The following is a 14,806-nucleotide window of genomic DNA, read 5'->3' as shown; positions in this document are numbered from 1 at the left end:
CTTAATATGCGCGCAGTGTCTGAAAAACCGAGGCCAGAAGACGAGCATCTTTGATGCCCGGCTGTGACTCCACACCTGAATTAAAATCGAGACCGGCACAGCCGACTTGCGCCGCCTGGACGCAGTTATCGGCCGCCAGCCCGCCCGCCAGTAACACATTATCCAGCGGTTGCCCCTGTAGCAGTGACCAGTCGAAGCGCTGCCCGCTGCCGCCTTGCCCATTGTCGAAAATGTATTTATCGACATGGTGGTAATCGCGTGCGGGAAGGGCATCGCTAACGCTCAGCGCCTTCCAGATTTGCACCTGTTTGGGCAACGCCTCGCGCAGCGCGTTGACATACGCCTGGTCTTCGCTGCCATGTAGCTGTATGGCAGAAAGCGGCAGGACGGCAGCTTTCTGGCAAACATCGGCGATATCAGCGTCCTGGAAAACGCCGACGTACTGCAATGGCGCGGCGCTTATCACTTCTCGCGCCTGCTCAACGCTCACCGCGCGCGGAGATGAGGGCACAAAAATCAACCCGCCATATATTGCGCCAGCGTCACAGGCAGCTTTAGCGTCCTGGGCGCGGGTCAGGCCACAGACTTTATTCTCGCCAAGCAGCACGCGACGGACGGCGGCGTTAAGATCGTCATGCGCCATTAACGCCGAGCCAATTAAAAAACCGTTGGCGAAGTGGCTCAGTTCGCGTACCTGACCATAGGTGTTAATCCCGGACTCGCTGATGACAGTCACGCCGTGGCCCAGTTTTGGCGCCAGCTGGCGGGTGCGATTCAAATCAATCGACAGATCGCGCAGATCGCGATTGTTGATACCTACCACTTTTGCGCCTAACGCTATCGCGCGCTCCCGTTCTTCGTCATTACTGACCTCCGTGAGCACGCCCATTTTCAGACTGTGCGCGACGGCGGAGAGTTGGCGATACTGTTCGTCATCCAGAACCGAGAGCATCAGTAAACAGGCATCGGCCTGATAGTAACGGGCAAGGTAGATCTGATAGGGATCGATAATAAAATCCTTACACAGAATCGGCTGCGGCGCGCTTTGGCTAACGACCGGCAGAAAATCGAAGCTCCCCTGAAAATATTTTTCGTCGGTGAGCACCGAGATTGCCGAGGCGTAATGTTGATAAATACTGGCAATACACGCCGGATCGAAATCATCGCGAATCACGCCTTTTGATGGCGATGCTTTCTTACACTCCAGAATAAAGGCGGTACGCGCGCCCTGGAGCGCATCATAAAAATGGCGTGTACTTGGCTGGATCTCATTTTGAAAACTGGCCAGCGGCTGTTGCTGTTTGCGGGCTTCTACCCAAATCGCCTTGTCTGCGACGATTTTAGCTAAAACGGTTTGCATTATTTACCCTCTTGCCGCCAGTGCGGTGACTCTGTCATATGCGGTGCCGTTGCGCAGAACATCAAGCACGGCTTGCGCGTTGGCTTTGAGATCTTCCTGACCATGCAGACGCATCAGCATCGCCACATTGGCGGCGACGGCGGCCTCATGCGCGGCATCGCCTTTACCTTGTAATAACCGCGTTAGAATGTCACGGTTTTCTTCCGGCGTGCCGCCAGCCAACTGATCCTGATGGTAAGGCGTCAGGCCAAAATCCTCCGCCGTAAGTTGATAGCTTTTAATTTCGCCGTCATGCAGCTCCGCGACAATCGTCGGCGCATGGAGTGAAACCTCATCCATGCCGCCGCTATGTACCACCGCCGCGCGCTGATAGCCCAGTACCCGTAAGGTTTCCGCAATCGGAAGCACCAGTTCCGGGCTATAGACGCCAATCAATGCCAGCGGCGGATGCGCCGGGTTGATCAGCGGGCCGAGTACGTTGAACAGGGTTCGCGTTTTTAACTGTTGGCGAACCGGCATCGCGTGACGGAATCCGGTGTGATATTTCGGCGCGAACAGGAAACAGACGCCCAGTTCATCTAACGCCTGACGTGATTTATCGGCGTTCATATCCAGATTAATACCGAATGCCGCCAGCAGATCGGATGACCCCGATTTGCTGGACACGCTGCGGTTGCCGTGTTTCGCCACTTTCAGTCCACAGGCCGCCGCGACAAAGGCGCTGGCGGTAGAGATATTGATACTGTTACTGCCATCGCCGCCGGTACCAACGATATCCGCAAACAGATACTCCGGGCGCGGGAACGGGGCGGCATTTTCCAGCAACGCAGTGGCGGCGCCGGCAATTTCATTGGGATGCTCGCCGCGAATTTTCATGCTCACCAGCGCGGCAGCGAGCTGTTCAGGCTTAAGTTCGCCGCGGACGACCGCCGAAAACAACTGATGGCTCTCTTGTTGCGTCAGAGTTTGCGCCTGATAGAGTTTCTCCAGAATCGGCTGTAGGGTGTTGGTCGGTTCCAGCTTTTGCTGCGCCCAGGCTAATGTTTGCTCCAGCAGACGCGCGCCCTGTGTCGTCAGGATGGACTCAGGATGAAATTGAAAACCGCAAACGCGATCCGCATCATGACGTACCGCCATCACCATGCCGTTGAAATGGGCGTTAATGGTCAGCCCGGCAGGAACATTACTGCCGACCAGCGAATGATAACGCGCGACCGGTAGCGGATTCGCCAGCCCGGCGAACATCGCCTGACCGTCATGCTCAATGCTGGAGGCTTTGCCATGCAGGATTTCTCCCGCCTGACCGACATAACCGCCGTAAGCTTCGACAATCGCCTGATGCCCCAGACAAATGCCGATGATCGGTAACTTGCCGCGTAGTCGGGTCAGCAGCTCCGGCATACAGCCTGCCTCGCTGGGAACGCCCGGACCGGGGGAGAGCATTAGCACCGGATTTTTCATTGTCGCCAGGCGATCGATAAGGGTCTGCGCCGGAATATGGTTACGGTAAATCACCACGTTATGACCGTTGGTCCGTAGCTGATCTGCCAGGTTCCAGGTAAACGAGTCGATGTTATCGAGCAGCAGAATATCAGCCATCAGAAGGTCTCCTGTGCATGATGCGCGGTGGCGATAGCACGCAATACGGCGCGCGCTTTATTACGGGTTTCATCGGCTTCAGACTGCGGAACAGAGTCCAGCACGATTCCGGCGCCCGCCTGTACGGTGGCGATACCGTTCTCCACCAGCGCGGAGCGGATAACAATACAGGTGTCCAGATCGCCGTGGGCGGTGAAGTAACCGACAGCGCCGCCATAGCTGCCGCGGCGCTGTCCTTCCGCATCGGCAATCAACTGCATGGCGCGTACTTTCGGCGCGCCGCTCAGGGTGCCCATGTTCATGCAGGCGCGATAGGCGTGCAGCGCGTCGAGATCGTGACGCAGTTCGCCCACCACCCGGGAAACCAGATGCATCACGTACGAATAGCGGTCAACTTTTGTCAGATCGGCAACGTAGCGACTGCCCGGCGTACAGATGCGCGCCAGGTCATTGCGCGCCAGATCGACCAGCATCAGATGTTCGGAAAGCTCTTTATGGTCGGTACGCATGTCCAACTCAATACGGCTGTCGAGATCTCTGTCCAGCGTACCATCGGCGCGGCGACCGCGTGGACGGGTACCCGCGATGGGGTAAATTTCAATCTGACGGCTGGTGGCGTCATATTTCAGCGAGCTTTCCGGCGACGCGCCGAAAAGCGTGAAATCATTATCCTGCATAAAGAACATATACGGGCTGGGGTTGCTCTTTTTCAGCACGTAGTAGGCAGCCAACGGCGACGGGCAGGGCAATGAAAAGCGGCGCGACGGCACCACCTGAAATATCTCCCCCGCGCGGATGGCTTTTTGCAACTGGCGTACCACCGCGCCGAACGCGTCATCGCTCTGATTACATTCGCAGCGCATGTCCGGCACCGGCGTCACCGGCAACGGCGGCGCAGGCTGGGTTAACTGTTGGCTAAGATAGGCCAGGCGGGCGTTCAGGCGCTGTTTTTCCCGGTCGCTGGCGGTGAACAGACTGGCCTGAATACGGGTGCTTTTTTTCTGATGGTCTATCACCATCAGCGTTTCCGCTAAATAAAAGCAGTAGTCCGGGCAGTTATTGCCAGCCTCAAGGTGTGGCAGCGCTTCAAAGCCAGCGACCAGGTCGTAGGCAAACAGACCGCCGAAAAACATAGCCTCCCGCTCTTGCGTCGGTATGTTCACCACTCCCTGTAACAGGCGGAACGCATCAAATACCGACAGAGAGCATAAACGGGCGTCTTCATCTAATAATGGGCTGACGGGCGGAAAGCGTAGAATGCGACCGGCAGGCAGGACTTCGTTCTCCACGCCAGCGGGCAGGGCGGTATCCAGTAGCGGTAATAACGAGGCGCCATTATCAGATAACGCCTGAATAGTGACAGTGTCACCTAGAGCGGTAATGCGCAGCGCGCTATCTACCAGCAGCAGGCTTTTTAAATCGTCTTTACTGTCGATATCTGCGGACTCCAGCAGCAGCGTTGCCGGGCGATCGCCGCAGACCTGGTGAAAAAGCGCCGTTGGGTTTTCCCGGTAGGCGGCATCGCAGGTCAACAGTTCGAGCGTGGGTTTTGGTGTTTGCATGGTTATTCTCATTATTTTGTTCAAAAAAAAGCCCGCTTAACAGGCGGGCCGGGTATCGTTTGGCTGATTACAGCTGTTCATACACCGCCCGCTATCAGGAAGTGCGCCACCAACCGTGTAATGCAAATGTCGCTGCCATTTTAGATACCCTCTTCATGTGAACTTTCGTACTAGTTAACTAGTTCGATGGAATAATGTCAACACCTATTTCAGTATATTTGCCGGAACCGTTATGATGTACATGACATACCTTTATCTCTATGGGAGCCGCCTTGAGCGACACGAATTACGCAGTGATTTACGATCTGCACAGTCATACCACGGCGTCCGATGGACTGTTGACGCCAGAAACATTAGTACACCGTGCGGTAGAGATGCGAGTCGGCACGCTGGCGATTACCGATCATGACACCACAGCCGCGATTCCTGCGGCAAGAGAAGAAATTTCACGTTCCGGGCTGGCCCTGAATCTTATTCCCGGCGTGGAGATTTCAACGGTCTGGGAGAATCATGAGATTCACATTGTGGGTCTGAATATTGATATTGCGCACCCGGCAATGCGCGATTTTCTGGCGCAGCAGACACAGCGGCGTCAAGCACGCGGTCGGCTCATTGCGGAGCGTCTGGAAAAAGCCCATATTCCCGGCGCGTGGGAAGGGGCATTGAGACTGGCCAATGGCGGCGCGGTGACGCGCGGCCACTTCGCCCGCTTTCTGGTGGAGTGCGGCAAAGCCGCGACCATGGCGGAGGTTTTTAAAAAATATCTCGCGCGTGGGAAAACCGGTTACGTTCCGCCGCAGTGGTGTACAATAGAACAAGCTATTGATGTCATTCATCATTCTGGCGGTAAGGCGGTGTTGGCCCATCCGGGACGCTACGACCTTAGCGCTAAGTGGCTGAAAAGATTAGTGGCGCATTTTGCCGACCATCACGGCGACGCGATGGAAGTGGCGCAGTGCCAACAATCGCCCAATGAACGCACCCAACTGGCGACGCTTGCGCGTCAGCATCATTTATGGGCATCGCTTGGATCTGATTTCCATCAGCCCTGCCCGTGGATTGAGTTGGGGCGTAAACTCTGGCTGCCCGCTGGCGTTGAAGGCGTATGGCAGACATGGGAACAGCCGCAAATATCACAGTGAGGGAAGTATGAGCCAGTTTTTTTATATCCATCCGGATAACCCACAGCAACGGCTGATTAATCAGGCCGTCGACATTGTGCGTAAAGGCGGTGTTATTGTTTATCCAACCGATTCCGGCTATGCCCTTGGTTGTAAAATTGAAGACAAAGGCGCAATGGAGCGCATTTGCCGCATCCGTCATCTGCCGGACGGCCACAACTTCACGCTGATGTGCCGCGATTTGTCCGAGTTGTCGACCTATTCCTACGTCGACAACGTGGCGTTTCGTCTGATGAAAAACAATACGCCGGGTAATTACACCTTTATCCTGAAGGGGACAAAAGAGGTGCCGCGCCGTCTGTTGCAGGAAAAGCGTAAAACCATCGGCCTGCGCGTACCGTCAAACCCGATTGCGCTGGCGTTATTGGATACGCTGGGCGAACCGATGCTCTCGACGTCGTTGATGCTGCCTGGCAGCGACTTTACCGAGTCGGACCCGGAGGAGATTAAAGATCGGCTGGAGAAGCAGGTGGATCTGATCATCCACGGCGGTTACCTCGGTCAACAGCCTACCACGGTAATCGATTTGACCAATGACTCCCCGGTGGTGCTGCGCGAAGGCGTCGGCGACGTTACACCTTTCTTATAAGGGTGTAAGCCTGTATACTACGCGGCCTTAAAATGGCGCGGCAACGCGCCGTTCATTCTCCTGTTCGACGCCTGTGAAGGCGACACCTGAAGGAAGCTCTATGAGCGAAAAGTTACAAAAAGTGCTGGCGCGCGCTGGCCACGGCTCTCGCCGTGAAATCGAATCCATTATTGAAGCGGGACGTGTCAGCGTTGACGGTAAAATCGCCACGCTTGGCGATCGTGTTGAAGTCACTCCCGGTTTGAAAATCCGTATCGACGGTCACCTGATTTCGGTGAAAGAGTCGGCGGAACAAATTTGCCGCGTTCTGGCCTATTACAAACCAGAAGGTGAACTGTGTACCCGCAATGACCCTGAAGGGCGGCCAACCGTTTTTGATCGCTTACCGAAACTGCGCGGCGCGCGGTGGATTGCGGTAGGACGTCTGGATGTCAACACCTGCGGGCTATTGTTGTTTACCACCGACGGTGAACTGGCGAACCGCCTGATGCACCCTAGTCGTGAAGTTGAACGTGAATATGCCGTGCGCGTGTTCGGTCAGGTGGATGAATCGAAACTGCGTGATTTAAGCCGTGGCGTACAGTTGGAAGATGGTCCGGCGGCATTTAAGACCATTAAATTCAGCGGCGGCGAAGGCATTAACCAGTGGTATAACGTAACGCTGACGGAAGGGCGCAACCGCGAAGTTCGCCGACTGTGGGAAGCGGTAGGCGTTCAGGTCAGCCGTCTGATCCGCGTTCGTTACGGCGATATCCCGCTGCCGAAAGGCCTGCCGCGCGGCGGCTGGACTGAGCTCGACCTCGCGCAAACGAACTATCTGCGTGGTCTGGTAGAGCTCCCGCCGGAAACCTCGTCGAAGGTTGCCGTCGAAAAAGACCGTCGTCGTATGAAAGCGAACCAGATCCGTCGGGCGGTAAAACGCCACAGCCAGATAGCTGGCGGACGCCGCTCCGGTGGGCGTAATAACAACGGGTAATCTCTACCACGGTCTATAGGCCGAGAATCATCAGACAAGAGGGTTTGTGCCGGATGGCGGCGCAAACGCCTTAATCCGGCCTACGGTTAATAATCAATTCCCATCTGGGCTTTTACGCCCGCGTCGAAAGCATGTTTAACCGGACGCAGTTCGCTGACGGTATCCGCAAGATCAAGAATATCCCGATGACAGCCGCGACCTGTAATAATCACCGTCTGGTGACCAGGGCGCGCGTTTAGCGCGCTTATGACCTCTTCCAGCGGCAAATAGTCATACGCCACCATATAGGTCAGCTCATCCAGTACCACCATATCAAGCAGCGGGTCGGCCAGCATCCTTTTCCCATGCTGCCAAACGGCCATACATGCTGCGGTGTCTGCCTCGCGATTTTGCGTCTCCCAGGTAAATCCCGTTGCCATCACCTGAAATTCGACGCCATGCGGTTCCAGCAGATTACGCTCGCCGTTGGGCCAGGTGCCCTTAATAAATTGCACCACGCCTACGCTTTTACCGTGTCCTACGGCGCGGGCGGCAGTCCCGAAAGCCGCCGTGGTTTTGCCCTTACCATTGCCAGTAAACACGATAATAATACCGCGCTCTTCCTGTGCCTGGGCGACGCGGGCGTCAACCCGATCTTTTACCTTCTGCTGGCGCTGCTGATAACGTTCATCACTCATTGGGCGATTCCTGGTTTACGGCCCGGTTGGGCGTCAAAGGTCATACCGGTTTTACGGCGACTGTCGTCGCCCATAAGCCACAGGTAAAGCGGCATAATATCGGCAGGCGTTTTTAATTTCTGTGGATCTTCCGTCGGAAAGGCGCTGGCGCGCATACTGGTGCGCGTGCCGCCCGGGTTAATGCAGTTAACACGCAGAGAACGGTTCTGGTATTCGTCCGCCAGCACCTGCATCATTCCTTCAGTAGCAAACTTCGAGGTGGCATAGGCGCCCCAGTTGGCGCGCCCCTGACGGCCAACGCTTGATGACGTAAAGACCAGCGAGCCGGCATCGGACTTCAATAATAACGGTAACAGCGCCTGGGTGAGCATAAAGGTGGCGTTAACGTTTACCTGCATGACATCCTGCCAGATCTGCGGATCTTGTTCGCTCATTGGACCGATTTCCCCCAGTAACCCGGCATTGTGCAGGACGCCATCCAGGCGGGGATAGTGCGCGGCGATGCGATCGGCCACTTGCCGGCACTCTTCAGCGGTGCAGGTCAGTAGATCAAGCGTAAACCACTGTGGTTGAACATGTTGCTCGTCAGCAATGTGCTGCGCGACCCGACGCAGTTTCTCTTCGTTACGTCCCAGCAGAATCACCGTTGCGCCGTAACGCGCATACGTGAGCGCGGCTTCCCGCCCAATGCCATCGCTGGCGCCAGTGACCAGAATAATGCGGTTTTGCAATAGATCTTGTTTCGGTTGGTAATGCATGGCTACTCCTCAACGGCGTGGTACACCGTCCTGCCAGGTTGTCTTATCTTCGCGTTAACTTTTCGGGTTTATGCCTGAAAGCGCCTTTTTTTTCAATCAGACAGGGGCGATAACGCCGTAAAATGAACGTCTTGTCATACTTTTTCTTCCTCAACAGGCATACGGATGAAGAGAGACTGGCTTCGATGCCTGTTGTACACTGAGCGCAAGTCGCGTTATTTAATCAAGGTGGGAGTCGTGGAATTGTTGTCTGAATATGGCTTATTTTTGGCAAAAATCGTCACCGTTGTGGTGGCCATTGCCGTCATTGTGTTGCTGATCGTGAATGCTACGCAACGCAAACGTCAGCGCGGCGAGCTGCGCGTGACCAATTTGAGCGAGCAGTATCAGGAGATGAAGGATGACCTTGCTGCGGCGTTGATGGATGGCCATCAGCAAAAACTGTGGCATAAAGCGCAGAAAAAAAAGCATAAGCAGGAGGCGAAAGCCGCCAAAGCGAAAGCGAAGCTGGGGGACATTGCGACATCGGACAAACCGCGCGTATGGGTGATAGATTTCAAAGGCAGTATGGACGCTCACGAAGTTAATGCGTTACGCGAAGAGGTCACGGCGGTGCTGGCAGTGGCGAAACCCGGCGATCGGGCGGTTGTGCGTCTGGAAAGCCCCGGCGGCGTTGTGCATGGCTATGGCCTGGCGGCATCGCAATTGCAGCGCCTGCGCGATAAAAATATTCCGCTGACCGTGACGGTGGATAAAGTCGCGGCAAGCGGAGGCTACATGATGGCCTGCGTGGCGGAAAAAATTATTGCGGCGCCGTTCGCTATTGTGGGGTCAATTGGTGTTGTCGCGCAAATTCCGAACTTTAACCGCTTTCTCAAAAGTAAAGACATTGATATTGAACTGCATACCGCAGGGCAGTACAAACGTACCCTGACATTGTTAGGCGAGAATACGGAAGAAGGGCGGCAGAAGTTTCGTGAAGATCTCAACGAAACGCACCATCTGTTCAAAGAGTTTGTGCAACGGATGCGTCCGGCTCTGGACATTGAACAGGTCGCCACGGGCGAACACTGGTACGGTCAGCAGGCGCTGGAGAAGGGGCTGGTTGATGAGATTAACACCAGCGATGAGGTTATTCTCGGCCTGATGGAAGGGCGCGAGGTGCTGAATGTGCGCTATATGCAGCGTAAAAAACTGATCGATCGTGTTACCGGCAGCGCGGCGGAAAGCGCGGATCGGCTGCTGCTGCGCTGGTGGCAGCGTGGACAAAAGCCGTTGATGTAAACCGCTATTGCCGGATGGCATTCAGTGCCATCCGGCATGGATTAATCAACCAGGTGATACTTCTCAGACAGCACATGCGCCAGGTGTTTAAACATGTTAAACACCGCGGTGCTTTTAGGGGTCGGTAACCCTTGCTCGTCTAAAAAGTAATCGCCGCTGAAAACCAGCACGCCATTTCTCTGCGTTACGCCGGTGGCGACAATACCTGCCATCGTGTCTTCATGTTCCCGAATAATTTTGTTGGCTTCAAGCAACAGTGTTTCGCGATCGATAGGTTGCGTCTCTTTATGCATTTTTTACTCCTTAAACAAGGAGATTAGTCTACGCTGAGCACTTCTGATGGGCAAATATTCTCACAGGAAATTGATGGATTTGTCATGTTGCGTTCACTGGCAAGATTTGTTTTTGCATGCTAATAAAGTTGCGTATCGAATTTTATCAGGTACAGTGTGACGCTTTCGTCAATCTGGCAACAGAATTGCTTGACATTCGACCAAAATTCCGTCGTGCTATAGCGCGTGTGTGCAAAAAAGCCTGTTAACTCAGTCACCTGAGGGTTACATTTCGTACACAAAGCCAGTACAAGGGGTTGATATCCGCAGACGCAGAGACCATATATCGTTGTCTCGTCGCCAGTGGAAGGTGAATCAACATGCGACGCATTCCTGGAAGAATCAACTTAGGTAAAGGTGAATATGGGTAAAGCTCTTGTCATCGTTGAGTCCCCGGCAAAAGCCAAAACGATCAACAAGTATCTGGGTAATGACTACGTGGTGAAATCCAGCGTGGGTCATATCCGTGATTTGCCGACCAGTGGCTCAGCAGCTAAAAAGAGCGCCGACTCTACCTCCACCAAAACGGCTAAAAAGCCCAAAAAGGATGAACGTGGCGCTCTCGTCAACCGTATGGGGGTTGACCCGTGGCACAACTGGGATGCGCACTATGAAGTGCTGCCCGGTAAAGAGAAGGTCGTCTCTGAACTGAAACAGTTGGCGGAAAAAGCCGACCACATCTATCTCGCAACCGACCTTGACCGCGAAGGGGAAGCCATTGCATGGCACCTGCGGGAAGTGATCGGCGGCGATGACGCGCGCTACAGTCGCGTAGTCTTTAACGAAATAACCAAAAATGCCATTCGCCAGGCGTTTGAACAGCCGGGCGAGCTGAACATTAACAGGGTCAACGCCCAGCAAGCGCGCCGCTTTATGGACCGCGTGGTAGGCTATATGGTCTCGCCGCTGCTGTGGAAAAAGATCGCCCGTGGTTTGTCGGCAGGTCGCGTTCAGTCTGTCGCGGTCCGTCTGGTCGTTGAACGCGAGCGCGAGATTAAAGCGTTTGTTCCGGAAGAGTTCTGGGAAATTGACGCCAATACGACGACGCCGTCTGGCGAGGCGCTACCGCTACAGGTCACGCATCAGAACGACAAGCCATTCCGGCCGGTAAATCGCGAGCAGACGCTTGCCGCCGTCAGCTTGCTGGAAAAAGCGCGCTATAGCGTACTGGAGCGTGAAGACAAACCGACCAGCAGCAAACCTGGCGCGCCGTTTATCACCTCCACGCTACAACAGGCGGCCAGCACCCGGCTGGGCTTTGGCGTGAAGAAAACCATGATGATGGCGCAGCGTCTGTATGAGGCGGGCTACATCACCTATATGCGTACAGACTCCACCAACCTGAGTCAGGATGCGGTCAACATGGTGCGTGGTTATATTGGCGATAATTTCGGCAAGAAATACCTGCCGGATAACCCGAACCAGTACGCCAGCAAAGAAAACTCTCAGGAAGCGCACGAAGCGATCCGTCCTTCCGACGTTGCTGTCATGGCGGAGTCGCTGAAAGACATGGAGGCTGACGCGCAGAAGTTGTATCAGCTAATTTGGCGTCAGTTTGTCGCCTGTCAGATGACGCCAGCACAATATGACTCTACTACGCTTACCGTTGGCGCAGGCGAGTTCCGCCTGAAAGCGCGTGGGCGTATTTTGCGCTTTGACGGCTGGACAAAAGTGATGCCGGCGCTGCGTAAAGGCGATGAAGATCGCACATTGCCTGCCGTGAATAAGGGCGATGCGCTGACGCTACTTGAATTGACGCCTGCTCAGCACTTTACTAAACCGCCAGCCCGGTTTAGCGAGGCTTCTCTGGTTAAAGAGCTTGAGAAGCGCGGTATTGGTCGTCCGTCTACCTATGCGTCGATTATCTCGACCATTCAGGATCGCGGCTATGTTCGTGTTGAAAACCGTCGCTTCTATGCGGAAAAAATGGGTGAAATCGTCACCGATCGGCTGGAAGAAAACTTCCGCGAATTGATGAACTACGATTTTACCGCGCAGATGGAAGATAGTCTGGATCAGGTTGCAAATCACCAGGCCGAGTGGAAAGCGGTACTGGATAACTTCTTCAGCGATTTTACTCAGCAGCTCGATAAAGCCGAGAAAGATCCGGAAGAAGGGGGGATGCGCCCTAACCAGATGGTGCTGACCAGCATCGACTGTCCAACCTGTGGCCGTAAAATGGGAATTCGTACTGCCAGTACGGGGGTTTTCCTTGGATGTTCAGGTTATGCGCTTTCGCCGAAAGAGCGTTGTAAAACGACCATTAACCTGGTGCCGGAAAATGAAGTTCTGAACGTGCTGGAAGGCGACGACGCCGAAACCAACGCCCTGCGCGCCAAACGTCGCTGTCAGAAGTGCGGTACGGCGATGGACAGCTATCTGATCGATCCGAAGCGTAAATTGCATGTGTGTGGTAATAACCCGACCTGTGACGGCTACGAGATTGAAGAAGGCGAGTTCCGCATCAAAGGGTATGACGGCCCGATCGTTGAGTGTGAGAAATGTGGTTCCGAAATGCACCTGAAAATGGGGCGTTTTGGTAAGTACATGGCCTGTACTAACGACGAATGTAAAAATACCCGTAAGATCTTGCGTAACGGCGAAGTTGCGCCGCCGAAGGAAGATCCTGTTCCATTGCCGGAACTGCCGTGTGAAAAATCGGACGCGTACTTTGTGCTGCGCGATGGCGCCGCAGGGATATTCCTGGCGGCCAATACGTTCCCGAAATCACGCGAAACGCGCGCGCCATTAGTCGAGGAGCTATACCGGTTCCGCGATCGCCTGCCGGAAAAACTGCGTTATCTGGCGGATGCGCCGCAGCAGGATCCGGAAGGCAATAAAACCGTTGTTCGCTTTAGCCGCAAAACAAAACAGCAGTACGTTGCGGCGGAAAAAGACGGGAAGGCGACGGGATGGTCAGCGTTCTTCGTCGACGGCAAGTGGGTTGAAGGCAAGAAATAACCCCTGCCTGTCGTCACTATAGTCAAGCGGGCCGCGTAAGCGGCCCTTTTTTATATACCCTTCATATTTAAAGTGGCTTATGTGTTGGCTACGGATTACTCGGCCCATCCATGGGCCTCGTCCTGACGGGCCGTCGCACGCGACGTTCAAATCTGCTCCCGGCAGATTTGTCGCTCATCCCAGTCACCTTATGCTCCTGGGGACTCACTCTCTTGCCGCCTTTAAGCACTCGAATTATTTTGGGTATAGCGGCCTTATTATTTTATCGCGCTGGCTATACAGTTCAGATATAAATGATATAGTGGTTATAGTTAACACCTTTTTTATTATTAAATCGTATTAGCAGCCCGATTAAGTCTGCAGATAAACGATGGCCTGATGGCGCTAATCTGGATGATGTATTATGAAATTGCAGCAGCTTCGTTACATTGTTGAAGTGGTTAATCATAACCTTAACGTCTCCTCTACCGCTGAGGGGTTGTATACTTCCCAGCCGGGGATCAGCAAGCAGGTTAGGATGCTGGAAGATGAGCTTGGCATCCAGATTTTCGCCCGCAGCGGTAAGCATCTGACTCAGGTGACGCCCGCAGGACAGGAGATTATTCGTATTGCGCGTGAGGTGCTTTCCAAAGTCGATGCCATTAAGTCGGTCGCCGGCGAGCACACCTGGCCGGATAAAGGCTCGCTCTATATTGCCACTACCCATACTCAGGCGCGTTACGCATTGCCAGGCGTGATTAAAGGCTTCATCGAGCGTTATCCGCGCGTTTCGCTGCATATGCACCAGGGGTCGCCAACGCAGATTGCGGAAGCGGTATCGAAAGGGAACGCCGATTTCGCGATTGCCACGGAAGCGCTGCATTTATATGACGATCTGGTGATGTTGCCATGCTATCACTGGAACCGTTCGATAGTGGTGACGCCGGATCATCCATTGGCGGCAACGTCTTCCGTAACGATTGAAGCGCTGGCGAAGTATCCGCTGGTGACGTATACCTTCGGCTTTACCGGGCGTTCCGAACTGGATACCGCTTTTAATCGCGCAGGGTTAACGCCGCGGATCGTCTTTACTGCAACCGATGCGGATGTGATTAAAACGTATGTCAGGTTGGGGCTGGGCGTTGGCGTCATTGCCAGCATGGCGGTCGATCCGCTTGCCGATCCTGATTTAGTGCGGATTGACGCGCACGATATTTTTAGCCACAGCACCACAAAAATTGGTTTTCGCCGTAGTACTTTTTTACGCAGCTATATGTACGATTTTATCCAGCGTTTTGCGCCGCATCTGACGCGTGATGTGGTGGATACGGCGGTGGCGTTGCGTTCTAATGAAGAAATTGAAGCGATGTTTCAGGATATAAAGCTGCCTGAAAAGTAATAGCACCGTCGGTTTGCGTCGTAGTGGCATGGCAGACAAAGCCGCTTTTTGCAATATCCCTCAAAGTATTACGGGTAATGATCAGCAAAATAGTGTTGAATTACCCGTCCCGCCAGTTTCTTTTTCCAAATAGTTATCTTGAGTCAAAA

At 54.2% G+C, this 14,806-nt stretch carries 13 protein-coding genes and 1 other annotated feature; of the genes, 6 read left to right on the top strand and 7 right to left on the bottom strand.

Annotated elements, in window-relative coordinates:
* Position 1: 1 nt before the first annotated feature.
* The 4 genes from trpCF to trpL all read right to left on the bottom strand — a co-directional run bounded on the left by trpCF (position 2) and on the right by trpL (position 4,660).
* On the bottom strand, positions 2–1,360 hold the full coding sequence (trpCF, locus tag J4645_RS07035) for a bifunctional indole-3-glycerol-phosphate synthase TrpC/phosphoribosylanthranilate isomerase TrpF (RefSeq protein ID WP_023214661.1): 1,359 nt from the start codon (positions 1,358–1,360) through the stop codon (positions 2–4).
* Positions 1,361–1,363: 3 nt separating this feature from the next.
* Positions 1,364–2,959 (bottom strand): bifunctional anthranilate synthase glutamate amidotransferase component TrpG/anthranilate phosphoribosyltransferase TrpD, encoded by a 1,596-nt coding sequence (trpD, locus tag J4645_RS07030; RefSeq protein ID WP_000763491.1) that lies wholly within the window; start codon positions 2,957–2,959, stop codon positions 1,364–1,366.
* A complete protein-coding gene (gene trpE, locus J4645_RS07025; RefSeq protein WP_001194377.1) occupies positions 2,959–4,521 on the bottom strand; it encodes an anthranilate synthase component I in 1,563 nt (520 codons plus the stop codon). Before trpE ends, trpD begins: the two co-directional genes overlap by 1 nt.
* Positions 4,522–4,543: 22 nt before the next feature.
* Positions 4,544–4,639: a sequence feature (Trp leader region), on the bottom strand.
* A complete protein-coding gene (trpL, locus tag J4645_RS07020) occupies positions 4,616–4,660 on the bottom strand; it encodes a trp operon leader peptide (RefSeq protein WP_010989026.1) in 45 nt (14 codons plus the stop codon). (Overlaps the previous feature by 24 nt.)
* A gap of 121 nt (positions 4,661–4,781) precedes the next feature.
* Here trpL and rnm point away from each other — a divergent pair, with 121 nt between their 5' ends.
* The 3 genes from rnm to rluB all read left to right on the top strand — a co-directional run bounded on the left by rnm (position 4,782) and on the right by rluB (position 7,267).
* Positions 4,782–5,663: an RNase AM gene (gene rnm, locus J4645_RS07015; RefSeq protein WP_000500452.1), complete on the top strand. Its 882-nt coding sequence runs from the start codon at positions 4,782–4,784 to the stop codon at positions 5,661–5,663.
* 7 nt (positions 5,664–5,670) lie between these two features.
* Positions 5,671–6,291 carry an L-threonylcarbamoyladenylate synthase gene (locus J4645_RS07010; protein ID WP_000077250.1) on the top strand — a complete coding sequence of 207 codons (621 nt, stop codon included), beginning with the start codon at positions 5,671–5,673 and terminating at the stop codon, positions 6,289–6,291.
* A gap of 100 nt (positions 6,292–6,391) precedes the next feature.
* A complete protein-coding gene (rluB, locus tag J4645_RS07005; RefSeq protein WP_001291233.1) occupies positions 6,392–7,267 on the top strand; it encodes a 23S rRNA pseudouridine(2605) synthase RluB in 876 nt (291 codons plus the stop codon).
* Between the two features lie 86 nt (positions 7,268–7,353).
* Here the strand turns inward: rluB and cobO are convergent, their stop codons facing one another.
* Both cobO and J4645_RS06995 read right to left on the bottom strand, forming a co-directional pair.
* The gene (gene cobO / locus J4645_RS07000) at positions 7,354–7,944 is read right to left on the bottom strand and encodes a cob(I)yrinic acid a,c-diamide adenosyltransferase (RefSeq protein WP_001278865.1); all 591 of its coding nucleotides are present in this window, start codon (positions 7,942–7,944) and stop codon (positions 7,354–7,356) included.
* On the bottom strand, positions 7,941–8,702 hold the full coding sequence (locus J4645_RS06995) for a YciK family oxidoreductase (protein ID WP_000559310.1): 762 nt from the start codon (positions 8,700–8,702) through the stop codon (positions 7,941–7,943). The genes cobO and J4645_RS06995 overlap by 4 nt, the downstream gene beginning before the upstream one ends.
* A gap of 237 nt (positions 8,703–8,939) precedes the next feature.
* Here J4645_RS06995 and sohB point away from each other — a divergent pair, with 237 nt between their 5' ends.
* Positions 8,940–9,986 carry a protease SohB gene (sohB, locus tag J4645_RS06990; RefSeq protein WP_000422082.1) on the top strand — a complete coding sequence of 349 codons (1,047 nt, stop codon included), beginning with the start codon at positions 8,940–8,942 and terminating at the stop codon, positions 9,984–9,986.
* A 41-nt stretch (positions 9,987–10,027) separates the two neighbouring features.
* On the opposite strand, the gene J4645_RS06985 is transcribed toward sohB, so the two are convergent.
* Complete coding sequence (locus J4645_RS06985) at positions 10,028–10,279, bottom strand: YciN family protein (RefSeq protein WP_000548616.1); 252 nt, start codon at positions 10,277–10,279, stop codon at positions 10,028–10,030.
* Positions 10,280–10,681: 402 nt separating this feature from the next.
* On the opposite strand from J4645_RS06985, the gene topA reads away from it, so the two are divergent.
* Together topA and cysB are read left to right on the top strand one after the other, a co-directional pair.
* Positions 10,682–13,279 (top strand): type I DNA topoisomerase, encoded by a 2,598-nt coding sequence (topA, locus tag J4645_RS06980; protein ID WP_000513593.1) that lies wholly within the window; start codon positions 10,682–10,684, stop codon positions 13,277–13,279.
* 403 nt (positions 13,280–13,682) lie between these two features.
* Complete coding sequence (cysB, locus tag J4645_RS06975) at positions 13,683–14,657, top strand: HTH-type transcriptional regulator CysB (RefSeq protein WP_000776232.1); 975 nt, start codon at positions 13,683–13,685, stop codon at positions 14,655–14,657.
* Positions 14,658–14,806 lie beyond the last annotated feature (149 nt).

This window comes from Salmonella sp. 32082101201600294FB01SM01 (assembly GCF_017572865.1).
GTDB lineage: Bacteria > Pseudomonadota > Gammaproteobacteria > Enterobacterales > Enterobacteriaceae > Salmonella > Salmonella enterica.
The sequence above is the reverse complement of the archived record's forward strand: the minus strand, read 5'-3'. Positions and strand labels throughout refer to the sequence as shown.